Source organism: Microbacterium sp. cx-59, assembly GCF_020805625.1.
Lineage (GTDB): Bacteria > Actinomycetota > Actinomycetes > Actinomycetales > Microbacteriaceae > Microbacterium.
This window is the reverse complement of record NZ_JAJHGO010000011.1, coordinates 75,280-91,549: the sequence shown is the minus strand read 5'-3', so window position 1 is coordinate 91,549 and position 16,270 is coordinate 75,280. Positions and strand designations below refer to the sequence as shown.

The 16,270-nt window shown below is 70.7% G+C and carries 11 protein-coding genes; 6 read left to right on the top strand and 5 right to left on the bottom strand.

All coding sequences use genetic code 11. The features are described from left to right. Window positions 1-8: 8 nt before the first annotated feature. Together LMI96_RS15380 and LMI96_RS15375 are read left to right on the top strand one after the other, a co-directional pair. Window positions 9-809, top strand: a complete 801-nt coding sequence (locus tag LMI96_RS15380) for a DUF1206 domain-containing protein (RefSeq protein WP_228362108.1) — start codon at window positions 9-11, stop codon at window positions 807-809. Between the two features lie 103 nt (window positions 810-912). Then, the gene (locus tag LMI96_RS15375) at window positions 913-1,545 is read left to right on the top strand and encodes an acetate uptake transporter family protein (protein WP_223723375.1); all 633 of its coding nucleotides are present in this window, start codon (window positions 913-915) and stop codon (window positions 1,543-1,545) included. Between the two features lie 49 nt (window positions 1,546-1,594). On the opposite strand, the gene LMI96_RS15370 is transcribed toward LMI96_RS15375, so the two are convergent. The 3 genes from LMI96_RS15370 to ispG form a co-directional block, all read right to left on the bottom strand. Continuing rightward, complete coding sequence (locus LMI96_RS15370; protein WP_228362107.1) at window positions 1,595-3,349, bottom strand: proline--tRNA ligase; 1,755 nt, start codon at window positions 3,347-3,349, stop codon at window positions 1,595-1,597. A gap of 417 nt (window positions 3,350-3,766) precedes the next feature. Next, window positions 3,767-4,942 (bottom strand): benzoate/H(+) symporter BenE family transporter, encoded by a 1,176-nt coding sequence (locus tag LMI96_RS15365; protein WP_228362106.1) that lies wholly within the window; start codon window positions 4,940-4,942, stop codon window positions 3,767-3,769. Window positions 4,943-5,143: 201 nt separating this feature from the next. Continuing rightward, window positions 5,144-6,274 carry a flavodoxin-dependent (E)-4-hydroxy-3-methylbut-2-enyl-diphosphate synthase gene (ispG, locus tag LMI96_RS15360; RefSeq protein WP_223723488.1) on the bottom strand — a complete coding sequence of 377 codons (1,131 nt, stop codon included), beginning with the start codon at window positions 6,272-6,274 and terminating at the stop codon, window positions 5,144-5,146. Window positions 6,275-6,497: 223 nt separating this feature from the next. On the opposite strand from ispG, the gene LMI96_RS15355 reads away from it, so the two are divergent. After that, window positions 6,498-8,405 (top strand): anthranilate synthase family protein, encoded by a 1,908-nt coding sequence (locus tag LMI96_RS15355; RefSeq protein WP_228362105.1) that lies wholly within the window; start codon window positions 6,498-6,500, stop codon window positions 8,403-8,405. 24 nt (window positions 8,406-8,429) lie between these two features. Here LMI96_RS15355 and LMI96_RS15350 read toward each other — a convergent pair whose 3' ends face one another. Then, window positions 8,430-9,794 (bottom strand): site-2 protease family protein, encoded by a 1,365-nt coding sequence (locus LMI96_RS15350; protein ID WP_228362104.1) that lies wholly within the window; start codon window positions 9,792-9,794, stop codon window positions 8,430-8,432. Between the two features lie 86 nt (window positions 9,795-9,880). Between LMI96_RS15350 and LMI96_RS15345 the strand changes: the two genes are divergently transcribed. From LMI96_RS15345 to pflA, 3 genes are all read left to right on the top strand, one after another. Continuing rightward, window positions 9,881-11,494: a Mur ligase family protein gene (locus tag LMI96_RS15345; RefSeq protein WP_228362103.1), complete on the top strand. Its 1,614-nt coding sequence runs from the start codon at window positions 9,881-9,883 to the stop codon at window positions 11,492-11,494. A 491-nt stretch (window positions 11,495-11,985) separates the two neighbouring features. After that, window positions 11,986-14,262 (top strand): formate C-acetyltransferase, encoded by a 2,277-nt coding sequence (gene pflB, locus LMI96_RS15340; protein WP_228362102.1) that lies wholly within the window; start codon window positions 11,986-11,988, stop codon window positions 14,260-14,262. 31 nt (window positions 14,263-14,293) lie between these two features. Beyond that, window positions 14,294-15,175: a pyruvate formate-lyase-activating protein gene (pflA, locus tag LMI96_RS15335; protein WP_374197494.1), complete on the top strand. Its 882-nt coding sequence runs from the start codon at window positions 14,294-14,296 to the stop codon at window positions 15,173-15,175. 3 nt (window positions 15,176-15,178) lie between these two features. On the opposite strand, the gene dxr is transcribed toward pflA, so the two are convergent. Next, a complete protein-coding gene (gene dxr / locus LMI96_RS15330) occupies window positions 15,179-16,264 on the bottom strand; it encodes a 1-deoxy-D-xylulose-5-phosphate reductoisomerase (RefSeq protein WP_223723365.1) in 1,086 nt (361 codons plus the stop codon). Window positions 16,265-16,270: the final 6 nt, after the last annotated feature.

Sequence of the window (16,270 nt, the reverse complement as noted above, 5' to 3'; positions counted from 1 at the left end):
GTGCCCCCATGACGGTGGCGAAGGGTGCGGCGCGAGCCGCGACAGACAGCACGGCGTTCCGCGCTCTCGCGCGGACGGGATATGCGGCCAACGGCGTCGTGCACGCGTTGATCGGGGTGATCGTCGTGGCGATCGCCGCGGGCGGAGACGGCGAGAGCGATCAGGCGGGCGCCTTCAAGGCGATCGCCGATGCGCCCGCAGGATTTCTCGCCCTCTGGGTTCTGGCGGTCGCGCTCGGCGCTCTGGGCGTGTGGCACGTGGCGGGGGCCGTGATCGCGCAGGGATCGAGCGACACGCGGCGGTGGGTCGCCCGGCTCTCCGAAGCGGGTCGGGCCGCGGTCTACCTCGCGCTCGCAGCCGTGTCGGTCACCGTGGCGCTCGGATCCCGCCCCGACAGCGAGAGCAGCGCGCAATCGGCCAGCGGCGGCGTCCTGTCGCTCCCCGGCGGGTCGTTCCTCCTGGGCGCCGCGGGGCTCGCGATCGGGGGTGCCGGAGTCGCGTTCGTCGTGATCGGCATCCGACGTAGCTTCCGCAAGAAGCTTGCGCTCCCCGCGGGTCCGGCCGGGCGCGCGATCATGATGCTCGGCAGCATCGGGTACGCCGCGAAGGGCGTCGCCCTCGCGGCGGTCGGTGTTCTCCTCGTCGTCGCTGCCGTCCGTGTCTCTCCGGAGGAGGCCGGGGGGCTCGACGGGGCCATCAGCGCTCTCCGCGAGCTTCCGTTCGGGCCGTGGATCATCGCGGGGGTGGGCGTCGGGTTCATCGCCTACGGCATCTTCTGCGGGTTCCGCGCGCGATTCGCGCGCCTGTAGGGTGCCTCGGTGACGGTTCCCCCACCCCCGCCCCGACGCCGCGTCGGAAATTTCACCGGCGTCCGATCGAGACAGTCGCGGCGGCATCGGCCAAGCTGGACGGGTGCCCCCCGAATCGAGTGAGACCTCCGCATCCGCCAGCCTGCGCGGGTACCCGTTCCAGCCCGCCGATCCCGGCCTCATCGGCCTGCTCGGCTTCGTCATCGCCACGGTGACGGCACAGCTCGCCCATCTCGGCCTGCAGGACGAGAGCGCCGTCTTCTGGATCGGCGCCGCGTTCGGCGGAATCGTGCAGGTGACGGCCGGGATGCTGTCGTACTTCGTCGGCGACGACTTCCACTTCATCGTCTACAACGCGTTCGGCTGGTACTGGATCGTCGTTCCCGGTTTCCTGCTCGGTGAGGAGCTGGGCTTCTTCGAGGTGACGGCGCAGGCCCGCGGCGTGTTCGCGCTGATCTTCGCGTTGCTCGCGCTCGGCTTCGCGCCGGCCGGGGCGATGCACAACTCGGTGCTCCCGGTGACGCTGCTGTGCGTCTCCGTCGGCCTCGGACTGCAGTCGGCGGCCGCTTTCACCGGTGTGGAGGCACTCGCCGTCGCCGGGTCGCTCACGCTTCTGGCCGCATCCGCGCTCGCGCTCTACCTGCTGGCCGAAAAATTCTGCTGGCGCACGATGCACCGCCGGGTGATTCCGATCGGCCCGCCGTGGATCTCGGGGAGCACCGACCCGGAGGCGTGAACCACCGGGTCGGGCACGCCGCGCACCGGCCAGGAGCGCGGCGCAGCGGTCAGCGGCGGAGGCGCTCCACGACGTCGGCGAGGGCGACCGTGTCGCGCTCACCCGAACGCCGGTCCCACAGCTCCACCTGGCCGTCGGCGGCACCGCGGCCGACGATGACGATCCAGGGCACGCCGACCAGCTCGGCGTCGCCGAACTTCACGCCCGGCGACACCTTGGGGCGGTCGTCGTAGAGCACGTCCAGGCCTGTGGCCTCCAGCTGCTCGCTGAGGGTCGCAGCCACCTCGAAGGCGACAGCATCCCGGCCCGCGGCGACCACGTGGACGTCGAAGGGGGTCACCGATTCCGGCCAGATGAGGCCCTTGGCGTCGTTGTTCAGCTCCGCGATGATCGCGAGGATGCGGGTCACGCCGATGCCGTACGAGCCCATCGTGACCGTGACAAGCTTGCCGTTCTCGTCGAGCACCTTCAGCCCCAGCGCTTCGGCGTACTTGCGTCCGAGCTGGAAGACGTGTCCGATCTCCATGCCCCGAGCAAGCGAGACCGGACCCGATCCGTCGGGCGCCGGGTCGCCGGGTCGCACGGTCGCGACCTCGACGAACCCGTCGGCGACGAAGTCCCGACCGGCAACGAGCGAGTGCACGTGCTTCTGGTCGATGTTCGCGCCGCTGATCCACGACGTGCCGTCGACCACGCGCGGGTCGAGGACGTAGCGGATGCCGGTCGCGGACTCTTCGCCGAGCACCGCGCCGGTCGGCGACCACGGACCGATGTAGCCCTTCACGAGCAGCGGGTTCTTCGCGAAGTCCGCTTCGGTCGCGGGCTCGACCGCGGCGGGTGCGAACGCGACTTCTACCCGCTTGTCGTCGACGTCCCGGTCGCCCGGGAGTCCGACGACGACGAGCTCCCGCGTGCCGTCGAGGTGGGTCAGGGCGAGCACGACGTTCTTCAACGTGTCGGCCGCGGTGTACTCCCCCTCGAGCACCTCATTGCTGTGCGCGACGAGACTGGCGATGGTGGGCGTGTTCGGCGAATCGAAGATGACCGGGTCAGGCAGGCCGTCGAACGGAACGGAATCCGGCACCAGGGTCGTGAACGCCTCGACGTTCGCGGCGTACCCGCCGTCGGAACGCACGAAGGTGTCTTCGCCGACCGCGGTGGGGTGCAGGAACTCCTCCGAACGCGAACCACCCATGGCGCCCGCATCCGCCTGCACGATCACGTACTCGAGGCCGAGTCGCTGGAAGATCCGCTCGTACGCGTCGCGCTGCGCCTGGTACGACGCCTCGAGTCCTGCGTCGCTCGCGTCGAAGGAGTACGCGTCCTTCATCGTGAACTCGCGCCCGCGCAGCAGGCCCGCGCGGGGACGCGCCTCGTCGCGGTACTTGTCCTGGATCTGGTAGATCGTGAGGGGCAGGTCCTTGTACGACGAGTACAGGTCCTTCACGAGCAGCGTGAAGACCTCTTCGTGGGTCGGCGCGAGGAGGTAGTCGGCGCCCTTGCGGTCCTGCAGGCGGAAGAGTGCGTCGCCGTACTCCTCCCAGCGCCCGGTGACCTCGTAGGGCTCCCGGGGCAGGAGCGCCGGGAAGTGCACTTCGAACGCACCCGCGTTCGCCATCTCCTCGCGGACGATCTGCTCGATCTTCCCCTTCACCCGCAGGCCCAGCGGTAGCCAGGCGAACACGCCCGGCGCCTGGCGGCGGATGTAGCCCGCGCGCACGAGCAGGCGATGGCTCGCCACCTCCGCGTCGGAGGGGTCTTCACGGAGCGTGCGGAGGAAGTACTGCGACAGACGAGTGACCACGATCGTCAAGTCTACGGATGCAGCGGGCGCCGCAGTGTCAGCCGCTGTTCGCCGCGGTCGCAGACACCGCCGCGGCGGCCGCTCGGTGTCCGCCGCAGCAGGCCGCCAATGCTCACCAGCCCGCGATCGCGTTCATCTGCTCCGCAGTCGTCGGAGCGGCAGAGCTTTCGCCACCTCACCCGCCCCACGCGTGCACATCAGCCCCAGCGATCCGACGACTGCGGAGCAGATCGGCGCTCCGGGCGGCGGGAGGGGACGGGCGAAGGGTCGGGGCGCCGGCAGCTGCAGCCGGGCGACCGGCGCCGGCAGCTGCAGCCGGGCGACCGGCGCCGGCAGCTGCGGCTGGGCGACGGGCGCCAGGCAGTTGCGGCCGGGCGGGGGCCGCCGGGGCAGGGTCCCGATCGACGGGAGGCAGCGTCAGGTGCGGCGGTGGGTCACGGCGCGCACGAGGAGTCCGGCCAGCAGAGCCCAGAACGCCGCGCCGACGCCGAACACGGCGATGCCCGATGCCGCCACCAGAAAGGTCACGACCGCCGGAAGCCGTTCGCCGGGGTCATCGATGGCCTGCTGCACGGCCGCACCGAACGCGCCGAACAGCGCGATTCCGGCGACAGCGGGGATGAGCGCCTCGGGCGCCACCACCACGAGCGCCACCAGCGCCGCCGACAGCCCGCCGAGCACGATCCCCGACACCCCCGTCGAGACGCCCGCGATCCAGCGCCGCCGCGGATCCGGTTCCGCATCGGGGGCGGCGGCCAGCGCAGCACTGATCGCGGCCAGGTTGATCGCGTGTCCGCCGGCGGATGCACCGAGCGCGGTCCCGATCCCGGTCGCGAGCATCGCGGGCCGCCACGGAACCTCGTAGCCGAAACTCCGCATGATCGCGACGCCGGGGACGTTCTGCGAGGCCATCGTCACAAGGAACAGCGGCAGCGCGATGCCGAGCACCGCACCCCACGACAGCGTCGGCGCGGTGAACTGCAGGCTCGGAACGAGAGACGTCGCCTCCGCGTGCCCGCCGGTCGACACCGCGTACACGCCGACGACGGTAGCCGCCGCGACGAAGGCCAACGGCACCGCCCAGCGCGGCGCCCAGCGGATGCAGGCGAGCCAGACGACCACGACCGGCGCCACGGCCCACGGCTGGGTCACGAGCCCGGTCACCGGGGCGACGCACAACGGCAGCAGCACGCCTGCCAGCATCGCCTGCGCGATCGACGGCGGGATGCGCGCGATCAACGCGCCGAGCCGCGGCCACAGGGCGGTCAGCAGGATGAGGCCCGCGCTGAGCAAGAACGCCCCGACGGCTGCCGACCAGCCACCGTCGACCAGCCCGGTCGTCGCGAGCACCGCGGCGCCCGGAGTCGACCAGGCCACGGTGATCGGCATCCGGTAACGCCAGGCGAGGAAGATCGAGGCGAGCCCCATCGTGAGGCACAGCACCAGCAGGCCGCTCGCCGCCTGCGCCGGAGTCGCCCCCACCGCCCCCAGACCCGTGAGCACGACCGCGAAGGTACTGGTGACGCCGACAAGCGCCGTCACGATTCCCGCGACGATCGGGCGGGTCGCGGAAGGACGAGGAGTGCCGGTCATGAGAACCCCGACGCTAGCGGATGCGGACACCGCGCCCCGCAGGCCACGTCGCTCCCCGTGGCACGATCACCCTCGCACCCCGCATCCGGCGCGCGCCTCTTTTCTGCTGCCGCGCCACAGATCGGAAGCGCGCGCACAGAAAAGTGGCGCGCGAGCCGGATGCGGCCGGAGAGCGCGCGGAGAAGTGGCGCGCGCCGCGGGTCAGGCGGTGACGACCTGCGCGGTGCCGAGGGGGGCATTCGGACCCATCTCGGCGGCGAGACGGTTCGCCTCCGCGATCAGAGTCGCGACGATATCGGCCTCGGGCACCGTCTTCACGACCTCGCCCTTGACGAAGATCTGCCCCTTGCCGTTGCCGCTCGCGACTCCGAGGTCGGCGTCGCGGGCCTCGCCCGGTCCGTTCACGACACAGCCCATGACGGCGACGCGCAGCGGGACGGTCATGTCCTTGAGCCCCTCGGTGACGTTGTCGGCCAGCGAGTACACGTCGACCTGCGCACGCCCGCACGACGGGCAGGAGACGATCTCGAGCTTGCGCTCGCGAAGGTTCAGCGACTGCAGGATCTGGTGGCCGACCTTCACCTCTTCCGCCGGCGGCGCCGACAGCGAGACGCGGATGGTGTCGCCGATCCCCTCGGAGAGCAGGATGCCGAACGCCGTCGCGGATTTGATCGTGCCCTGGAACGCGGGACCCGCCTCGGTCACACCGAGGTGCAGCGGCCAGTCCCCTCGTTCGGCGAGCAGCCGATATGCCTTCACCATGACGACGGGGTCGTTGTGCTTGACCGAGATCTTGAAGTCGTGGAAGTCGTGCTCCTCGAAGAGGGACGCCTCCCAGACGGCGCTTTCCGCGAGGGCCTCCGCGGTCGCCTTGCCGTACTTCTCCAGCAGACGTCGATCCAGCGAACCCGCGTTGACGCCGATGCGGAGCGAGACTCCGGCGGCCTTGGCGGCGGCGGCGATATCGCCGACCTTGTCGTCGAACTGGCGAATGTTGCCGGGGTTCACTCGCACGGCCGCGCAGCCCGCGTCGATCGCCTGGAAGACGTACTTCGGCTGGAAATGGATGTCGGCGATGACCGGGATCTGGCTCTTCTTCGCGATGATGTGCAGCACATCCGCGTCATCCTGGCTCGGTACCGCGACGCGCACGATCTCGCAGCCGCTGGCCGTCAGCTCGGCGATCTGCTGAAGGGTCGCGTTGATGTCGGTGGTCTTCGTCGTCGTCATCGACTGGACGCTGACCGGCGCATCGCCGCCCACCAGCACTTTGCCGACGCGGATCTGCCGACTCTTCCGGCGCGGGGCGAGGGTTTCCGGGATGCGCGGCATCCCGAGGTTCACGGCTGGCACGCACTCAGCCTACGCCGCCGCGTTCGGGCCGGGCCCGAATGCGCGGCGCCGGATGCTCGGCTCCGTGTGGTAATTTCAGCCCCATGCTCGCGAACCGCTCCTGGTGGCTCACCGTCTAGGCGGTGTGCGCGCGTGCGACACGGACCGCTGATGAGCGGTCCTTTTTTCGTGAGGCTGCCGCTCCCCCGATAAAGGATCGACCATGACCGCTACCGCTGCGGACCTCTTCTCCTCGCTGGCTGCCGCCGACGCGCCGTTCGCGCTGATCGCCCGCGACGACGCGTGGGTCGAAGTGCTCACCGGCGACGTCGTCGACGTCGAGCTGCTCGCCGACATCCCGTTGCTGGATGCGGACGGCACCGCTCGCGAGGTGCTCGCGCTCGTTCCGTACCGCCAGGTGCGCGAGCGCGGTTTCGTCTGCCACGACGACGGCGCCCCGCTCCGCTGCCTCGTCGTCACGGGGCACGAGCGCGTCTCCCGTGCGGACGCGCTCGAGGCGCTTCCGACCGCGCCGCTTCCGCTCGGCGACCCGGGCTTCGACATCAGCGACGACGAGTACGCCGACATCGTGCGCACCGTGATCGCCGATGAGATCGGGCGCGGCGAGGGCGCGAACTTCGTCATCCGGCGCGACTTCACCGCATCCGTCGCCGCAGACGAGCGGGTCGCGGCGCTCACCTGGTTCCGCGCACTTCTCGCGCAGGAGCGCGGCGCGTACTGGACGTTCGCGGTGGTCACCGAAGGACACGTCGCCGTCGGCGCGAGTCCCGAGGCGCACGTGAGCGCGCAGAGCGGCGTCGTCACGATGAACCCCATCTCCGGCACCTTCCGGCACCCGGCGGGCGGCGCAACCGTCGACACGCTGCGGACGTTCCTCGAGTCCACCAAGGAGACCGAGGAGCTCTTCATGGTCGTCGACGAGGAACTGAAAATGATGAGCGCCGTCTGCTCCGACGGCGGACGCATCACCGGCCCGCATCTGAAGGAGATGTCGCGCCTCACCCACACCGAGTACATGCTGCGCGGGCGGTCGCAGCTGGATCCCCGCGACATCCTGCGCGAGACGATGTTCGCGCCGACCGTCACGGGCTCGCCTATGCAGAACGCCTGCACCGTGATCGCCCGGCACGAGACCTCACCACGCGGGTACTACTCCGGCGTGGCCGCGCTCTTCACCCCGAACGGCGCCACCGAGGGCGTCACGCACGACCTGGACGCGCCGATCCTGATCCGCACGGCGTACCTGCAGGACGGTCGACTCCGTGTTCCGGTCGGCGCGACCCTCGTGCGCCACTCCGACCCCGCCGGCGAGGTCGGCGAGACGCACGGCAAGGCCGCGGGCGTGCTGGGCGCGATCGGGGCGGTCCCTCGCGACACCGTGCCCGCCGCCGACCCGGACGCTCCGGTCATCGAGCGCGCTCCGCTCGCGGACGATCCGGAGATCGCGGTGCTGCTGCAATCGCGGAACTCGCGCCTGGCCGCGTTCTGGCTCAACCCGCAGGGCGGCGACAGCGACGGCCCGTTCGCCGGTCGCACCGCGGTCGTGGTCGACGCCGAGGACCGGTTCACCACGATGCTGGCGCACCAGCTGCGTCACCTCGGGCTCGACGTCGCGATCGTGCCGTGGGCGGATGCGGACGCCGCCGTGCTCGACGCCGCCGACCTGGTGATCTCGGGCCCGGGTCCAGGTGACCCGCGCGACGACGCGAGCGCCCGCATCCGCCACATGCGCGGCGTCGTCGCGCAGCGGCTCACCGCGGGGCGGCCGCTGCTCGCGGTGTGCCTCAGCCATCAGATCCTCGCCGATCGGCTCGGAATCGATCTGGTTCCGCTCGACCGCCCCCACCAGGGAGTGCAGTTCGAGGTCGACGTATTCGGCGAACCGGCATCCATCGGCTTCTACAACACGTTCACCGCGCGGACGACCCCCGGAACCACTCGGGTCGGTGTCGCCGAAGTCGCGGCTTCACCCGTGTCGGGCGATGTCTACGCGCTGCGCGGCCCCGGCTTCGCGTCGGTGCAGGGTCATCTGGAGTCGATTCTGTCGCGCGACGGGATGCGCACCCTGGAGCGATTGGTCGCGCAGGCGCTCGAGCCCGTCACGGTCTGACGGCCCCACGCCCCGCGTCCCGCGTCAGAACAGCGAGATCGGGTTGATCAGGTCGACCAGGATCAGCGTGCCGCCCATGATGCCGAGGAGCGCCACGACCACGAACGTCACGGGCACGAGTCGGGTCGCATCGACCGGGGCGGGTGCCGGGCGCCTGCGCAGTCGCGCGAAGGCGCGCTTGATGCCGTCCCACAGGGCGACGATGACGTGCCCGCCGTCGAGCGGCAGCAGCGGCACGAGATTGAAGACGCCGAGAGCCAGGTTGAGCGAACCGAGGAGTCCGATGATCCCGGCGACCCGGTTCAGCACCGGAGCATCGGATGCGGCGACCTCGCCGGCGATCACGCTGGCACCGACAACGCTCAACGGTCCGTTCGGATCGCGTTCCGCGCCCGTGAAGAGGGTGGACGCCGCGTCGACGACCTTGACCGGGAGCTGGACGATCACCCCGGCGACGGCCCCGACGTTCTCGATCGCCGCGGCGGGCCCCGCCCACAGCGGCTGGCGCACGAATTCCGACGTCGGCCGCACGCCGATGAAACCGATCTGCTGCGTCACCGGGTTGCCGTCGGCATCCGTCTGCGCTTCGCCGGCGGCGTTCGTCGTCGCCGCTTCGATGGCGACCGGGGTCACTGCGAGCGTGCGCACGACACCGCCCCGGTCGACCACGACGCTGAGTTGGCGACCGGCCGAGGCCTGGATGATCGCCGTGGCGTCGGCGAAGTCGCCGATCGCGGTGCCGTCGATCGACACGATCCGGTCACCCGGTTCGAGCCCGGCCTGTTCCGCCGGGGTCGTCGCGCTGACGCACGACGTGCCGTTCGAGGCCGGGACGCAGTCGCTGAGCGCGGAGACCGTCGAGGTGGCCGTCTGCACGCCGATGCCGGTGAACAGGATGGCGAACAGCACGATCGCGAGAACGAAGTTCATCAGCGGCCCGCCGAGCATGATGATCACGCGCTTCCACACCGGCAGGCGGTAGAAGACGCGCTCGTCTGCGCCGACCAGGGTCTCCGCATTGACCTCGCGCGCGTCCTGCACGAGCGTCTGGAAGAAACGCGCCGAGACCCGACCGGTGGCTCGCCGCGTCGTGGCGGCGGTGGCGACACCGCTGCCGTCGGCGGGCGCGGTGTCCGCATCCGTCTGCGGGGCGGGCGGATACATGCCCGACATCGAGATGTAGCCCCCGAGCGGCAGCGCCTTCAGGCCGTACTCGGTCTCGCCTTTCCGGCGGGAGAAGAGCGTCGGCCCGAAGCCGATCATGTACTGGCCGACGCGTACGCCGAAGGCCTTGGCCGGGATGAGGTGTCCCAGCTCGTGGAGGGCGATCGAGATCGCGAGCCCGACAACGAGCAGCACGATGCCGACCACGAAGGCGATGATCGTCACTCGCCCACCGTAGCCGCGATCTCTTTGAGCGAGCCGAACACGACCAGACCCGGCGCGAGGGGTCGGGTCTGGTTGAATGGACCGCGATGTCGACACCCCCCTCGAACCTGCCCCCCGTGCTCCGCCCCGAGCAGCCCGCGACGCGATCGTTGGGAGATCTCGCCGATCGTTTCGGCGCCGAGGTGCGCGGTGAGATCGAGGGCATCTCGCTGCGCGGGATCACGCTCGCGACCGCCGACCTCCGACCCGGCGAGGCCTTCGTGGCGCTCCAGGGCGTCAACCGCCACGGGGCCGAGTTCGCGGCGTCGGCCGCCGAGAAGGGCGCGGTCGCCATCATCACGGATGCGGTCGGGGCCGATGCGGCCGCCGCATCCGGTCTGCCCGTCCTCGTCCTCGATTCCCCCCGTGCGCGGATGGGCGAACTGTCGGCCTGGGTCTACGGCACGGGTCCCGGTGACGACCTGCCGCTGCTGTTCGCGACGACCGGCACCAACGGCAAGACGAGCGTCTCGCACATCCTCGAGGGGATGCTGAGCCAGCTCGGCATCGTCACCGGGCTCTCGTCCACGGCGGAGCGCCACATCGCCGGACAGGTGATCGTGTCGCGGCTGACGACCCCCGAGGCATCCGAGTTCCACGCCTTGCTCGCCCTCATGCGCGAGCGCGGCGTCGAAGCGGTCGCCGTGGAGGTGAGCGCGCAGGCCCTCAGCCGGCATCGCGTCGACGGCATCGTGTTCGACGTCGCGGCCTTCACGAACCTGAGCCATGACCACCTCGACGACTACGCCGACATGCGCGAGTACCTCGAGGCCAAGCTGCCGCTCTTCCGCCCCGATCGCTCCCGGCGGGCGGTCATCTCGCTCGATTCCGCCGCGGCCGCCGAGGTGGCGGAGCGCGCCGAGGTTCCGTTCGTGACCGTGGGTACGCCCGCGATCGCCGCGGACCCCGCCTTCGCCGCATCCGCCGACTGGACCGTCGAGATCCAGGGCGAGAAACCCGACGGCACGCGCTTCGCCCTGCACGGACCGGACGGGCAGCATCTCGAGACGATCGTGCCGGTAATCGGCACGCACATGGCGGCGAACGCGGCGCTCGCGATGGTGATGATGTTCGAGGCGGGCTACGCCTGGGAGCGCATCGTCGCGGCCCTCGACGGCGGCCGTATCGAGGCCTATCTGCCCGGGCGCACCGAACGCGTGTCGGGCGACCGCGGCCCGACGGTCTACGTCGACTTCGGGCACTCCCCCGACGCATTCGAGAAGACTCTGGCCGCAGTCCGCCGGGTGACCCCGGGCCGGGTGCTGATGCTCTTCGGCGCCGACGGCGATCGGGATGCGACGAAGCGTCACGACATGGGCCGCACCGCGGTACAGGGATCGGACGTGCTGGTCATCACCGATCACCATCCGCGTTTCGAAGACCCTGCAGCGATCCGCGACACGCTCCTCGAGGGAGCACGCCAGGCGCGACCGGATGCGGAGATCCACGTCTCCTCGCCGCCCGAGCAGGCGATCGTCGACGCGGTCGCGCTCGTCGGCGAGGGCGACGCGATCCTCTGGGCGGGCCCCGGACACCAGGACTACCGCGACATCCGCGGGCAGCGCACGCCGTACTCGGCGCGCGAGCTCGCCCGTCGAGCCCTCCGCGACGCGGGCTGGCCGGTTCCCGAGCCGCACTGGCCGGTCCCCTACTCGGCCTGACTCCCGCGCGAGACCCCGCGCCGGGACCGTTGGGCCCGACGCAAGACCCGCGCCGGGGACCGCCGGGCCTGACACGAGGCTCCGAGTCTGAGCTGACGGCGCCCGGAGCGAGGAGATCTGCCCAAGCGAGGGCCGACACCCGGGTTTTCGTCCTCGCTTCGGCAGATCTCCTCTCTTCGGGCCCATCGCTCGCGCTCTTCGGGCCGACCGCTGGCCCCCCGACCCCACCGCGCCCCGAACCCGCCGCACCCACCGTCGCACCGGCCCCCGAGAGCCACCGCGCGGCGGGTGGATTATTCACGGCGGGTGTTGTGCGGGCACGCGTCCGGAGGCGGCGGATGCGGCCCCGCCGTTGTGCGCGGCGCGCAGGCGGTTCGGGCGCCGCTTCCCCCGGACGTACCGTCGATCGATGGCCCGCCGGGCCGGCACCCGCAGGGCGCCAGGCGACCCGACGCGACCGACTCCGCACCGGACGAAGGAAGCGAGTTCCCATGAGTACCGTCACCCCCGCAGGCACGGCCCCCGACGCCGCAGACGAGATCCCGACCGCGTGGCGCGGTTTCACATCCGGCCCCTGGCAGGACGGCATCGACGTGCGCGACTTCATCCAGCGCAACTACACGCCCTACGTCGGCGACGGTTCGTTCCTCGCCGGTCCGACCGCCCGCACGACGTCGGTCTGGAATACGCTCAGCGAGCTGTTCCCGACCGAGCGCGAGCGCGGTGTCTACGACATCGACCCGCACACCCCCGCCGGGATCACCGCGCACGGACCCGGCTACATCGCGAAGGACCACGAGCTGATCGTCGGACTGCAAACCGATGCTCCGCTGCGCCGGGCGATCATGCCCAACGGCGGCTGGCGGATGGTCGAGGGCGCACTGCGCACCTACGGCTACGAGGTCGACGACACCCTGAAGACGGTATACACGTCGTACCGGAAGACGCACAACCAGGCCGTCTTCGACGTGTACCCGCCGTCGGTGCGCGCCGCGCGCAGCTCGCACATCATCACCGGACTGCCGGATGCATACGGCCGCGGCCGCATCATCGGCGACTACCGCCGAGTCGCGCTCTACGGCATCGACGCGCTCGTCGCCGCGAAGAAGCTCGACAAGCTCGACCTCGAGACGAGCCCGTTCTCGGAGGAGAACGTGCGGATGCGGGAGGAGCACGCCGAGCAGATCCGGGCGCTCGGCGAGCTCGCGCAGATGGCCGCGACCTACGGGTACGACATCTCCGGCCCCGCGACGACGGCGCGCGAAGCCGTGCAGTGGCTGTACTTCGGGTACCTCGCGGCCGTGAAGGAGCAGAACGGCGCCGCGATGTCGCTGGGCCGCACCTCGACGTTCCTCGACGTGTACTTCGCGCGCGACATCGCCGCCGACATCCTGACGGAGTCCGACGCCCAGGAGATCATCGACGACTTCGTGATCAAACTGCGGATCGTGCGGTTCCTGCGCACCCCCGAGTACGACGACCTGTTCTCCGGTGACCCGACCTGGGTCACCGAGACGATCGGCGGTGTCGGCGAAGACGGTCGCCCGCTCGTCACCCGCACCTCGTTCCGCTACCTGCAGACGCTCTACAACCTCGGACCTGCCCCCGAGCCGAACATGACCGTGTTCTGGAGCCCCTCCCTCCCCCAGGGATTCAAGGAGTTCTGCGCGCAGGTGTCGATCGACACGTCGGCCGTCCAGTACGAGTCCGACGACCTCATCCGCGGCCGATGGGGAGATGACGCCGCGATCGCGTGCTGCGTCTCGCCGATGCGCGTCGGGTCGCAGATGCAGTTCTTCGGTGCACGGGTCAACCTGGCCAAGACGCTGCTGTACGCGATCAACGGCGGACGCGACGAGGTCTCCGGCGCGCAGATCGCGCCGTTCGAGGCACCGGTCGGCGACGGCCCCCTCGACTTCGACGATGTCAACGCGCGATTCGACCGGATGATGGACTGGCTCGCGGCGACGTACGTCGAGGCACTCAACTGCATCCACTGGTCGCACGATCGCTACGCGTATGAGCGCATCGAGATGGCGCTGCACGACAAGAACGTGGTTCGCACGATGGCGTTCGGCATCGCCGGGCTCTCCGTCGCGGCGGACTCGCTCTCAGCCATCCGGTACGCCCAGGTCACCCCGGTCCGCGATGAGCGCGGAGTGGTCGTGGACTACGTCATCGACGGCGACTACCCGGCGTACGGCAACGACGACGACCGGGTGGACGCGATCGCGGTCGACATCACCGACCGCTTCATGACGAAGCTCCGGAGCCACCCGATGTATCGCGACGCCATCCCCACCCAGTCGGTGCTCACGATCACCTCGAACGTCGTCTACGGCAAGGCGACCGGCAACACGCCGGACGGCCGCCGCGCCGGCCAGCCCTTCGCTCCGGGTGCCAACCCCATGAACGGACGTGACACGCACGGCATGCTCGCCTCGGCCCTGTCGGTCGCGAAGGTGCCCTACTCCCAGGCGGAGGATGGCATCTCGCTCACCAACACGGTCGTCCCGGCCGGCCTCGGCCGCACCGGCGAGGAGCGTCGCACGAACCTCGCCGGCCTGCTGGACGCCTCGTTCGGTGCGAACGGTTACCACATGAACGTCAACGTGCTGAACCGCGAGACGCTCCTGGACGCCATGGAGCATCCCGATGCCTACCCGCAGCTCACCATCCGGGTGTCCGGGTACGCGGTGAACTTCGTCCGGCTGACCCGCGAGCAGCAGCTCGACGTACTGTCCCGCACCTTCCACGGGGGGATGTGACGCGCTGATGGTCGCCTTCGTCGCATCCGGAATGCTGCCCCGCGCAGCCGGACGGCTCGACGCCCCCGACAGCACGACCGGCGCCGCGCGGGTGCGCGGCGCCGGTCTGCACGGACTCGCGGTGGCCGACATCGACCGCGCCGGCCGACTCGCTGCCATGCGCTCGGGCGAACTCGGATCCGTGCACTCGTGGGAGCTGGTCACGGCCGTCGACGGCCCGGGCACCCGCATGACGCTGTTCCTGAACGGCTGCCCGCTGCGCTGCGTGTACTGCCAGAATCCCGACACGCTCGCGATGAAGGACGGCGCTCCGGTACGGGCCGAGGCCGTGCTCGAGCGGCTGCGTCGCTACCTTCCCGTTTTCCGCGCGACCGGCGGGGGCATCACCCTCTCCGGTGGCGAGGCGCTCATGCAGCCCGCGTTCACCGCCCGCATCCTGCGCGGTGCGAAGGAGCTCGGCGTGCACACGGCTCTCGACACGTCCGGATACCTCGGCGCGCACGCGAGCGACGATCTGCTCGCCGACACGGACCTCGTTCTGCTGGATGTGAAATCCGGCGACGACGAGGTGTACCGCCGCGCGACCGGGCGCGAACTCGCCCCGACCCTCGAATTCGGCGAGCGACTCGCGCGCCGCGACGATGTGTCGATCTGGGTCAGGTTCGTGCTGGTACCCGGTCTCACCGACGACGTCAGGAACGTCGAGCTCGTCGCGGAGTACGCGGCATCCCTGAACGCGATCCGACCCGGTGCGGTCGCCCGGGTGGAGGTGCTGCCGTTCCACCAGATGGGGCGCGACAAGTGGCGGGATCTCGGCCGGGAGTACACCCTCGAGGGCACGCCCGCGCCGTCCGTCGACCTCATCGAGCGGGTGCGGAACCAGTTCCGCGCCGCGGGCCTCGTGACGTACTGAGCCTCAGGCGGATGCGGCGATCACCGCGTCCGCCGTGGCACGTGCCCAGCGCTCCGCCTCGGCGAGGCTCTCGCGGGTGAGGACGACCGGCGGGTCATTGCGATCGACGACCGCACGCACCGTGTCGAGGATGCCCGTGAACGTCACGCGTCCGTCGTGGAACGCATCCACGGCCTGCTCGTTCGCGGCGTTGAACACCGCGGGGTAGGTGGTTCCGGCGCGTCCGACCTGCTTCGCCAGCGCGACGGCCGGGAACGCGGCCTCATCGAGCGGCTCGAAGGTCCAGCTCGTCGCCGTCGTCCAGTCGAGCGGCCGACCGATCCCGCCGATGCGATGCGGCCAGTCCAGACCAAGCGAGATGGGCAGGCGCATGTCGGGCGGGGAGGCCTGCGCGATCGTCGACCCGTCGATGAACTCGACCATCGAGTGCACGATCGACTGCGGGTGCACCACCACGTCGATCCGGTCGTAGGGCACGTCGAAGAGCACGTGCGCCTCGATCACCTCGAGCCCCTTGTTCACGAGCGTCGCGGAGTTCGTCGTGACGACCCGCCCCATGTTCCAGGTGGGGTGGGCGAGCGCTTCGGCCGGTGTCACCGACGCGAGATCCGCGCGGGCGCGTCCGCGGAAGGGGCCGCCGGATGCGGTCAGCACGAGCCGGCGCACTTCCGCATCCGTGCCGGCGCGGAGCGCTTGCGCGATCGCGGAATGCTCCGAATCGACGGGCACGATCTGACCCGGACGCGCGACAGCAGCCACCAGGTCGGCGCCGACGATGAGCGATTCCTTGTTCGCCAGCGCGAGCGTCCGGCCGCACTCGAGCGCCGCGAGCGTCGGCCCGAGGCCGACGGATCCGGTGATCCCGTTCAGCACGACATCGGCCGGCACGTCCCGGACGAGCTGCTCCGCCTCCTCCGCGCCGAGCGCGATGTGCTCTACCCCGAACCGCTCGGCCTGCTCTTCGACGCCCGCCCGGTCGCTCCCGGCCGCGAGGCCCACGACCTCGAAGCGTTGCGGGTGCGCGCGGATGACGTCCAGCGCCTGGGTACCGATCGAGCCGGTGGACCCGAGGATGAGAACGCGACGCATCCGCTC

What these genes read in the sequence shown, in the direction of transcription:
- ispG (WP_223723488.1), bottom strand. Translation starts at nt 6,274, where the DNA reads ATGCCGCGCATCCCGGAAACCCTCGCCCCGCGCCGGAAGAGTCGGCAG.
- LMI96_RS15345 (WP_228362103.1), top strand. Translation starts at nt 9,881, where the DNA reads ATGTCGACACCCCCCTCGAACCTGCCCCCCGTGCTCCGCCCCGAGCAG.
- pflB (WP_228362102.1), top strand. Translation starts at nt 11,986, where the DNA reads ATGAGTACCGTCACCCCCGCAGGCACGGCCCCCGACGCCGCAGACGAG.
- LMI96_RS15355 (WP_228362105.1), top strand. Translation starts at nt 6,498, where the DNA reads ATGACCGCTACCGCTGCGGACCTCTTCTCCTCGCTGGCTGCCGCCGAC.
- LMI96_RS15380 (WP_228362108.1), top strand. Translation starts at nt 9, where the DNA reads ATGACGGTGGCGAAGGGTGCGGCGCGAGCCGCGACAGACAGCACGGCG.
- dxr (WP_223723365.1), bottom strand. Translation starts at nt 16,264, where the DNA reads ATGCGTCGCGTTCTCATCCTCGGGTCCACCGGCTCGATCGGTACCCAG.
- pflA (WP_374197494.1), top strand. Translation starts at nt 14,294, where the DNA reads ATGCTGCCCCGCGCAGCCGGACGGCTCGACGCCCCCGACAGCACGACC.
- LMI96_RS15365 (WP_228362106.1), bottom strand. Translation starts at nt 4,942, where the DNA reads ATGACCGGCACTCCTCGTCCTTCCGCGACCCGCCCGATCGTCGCGGGA.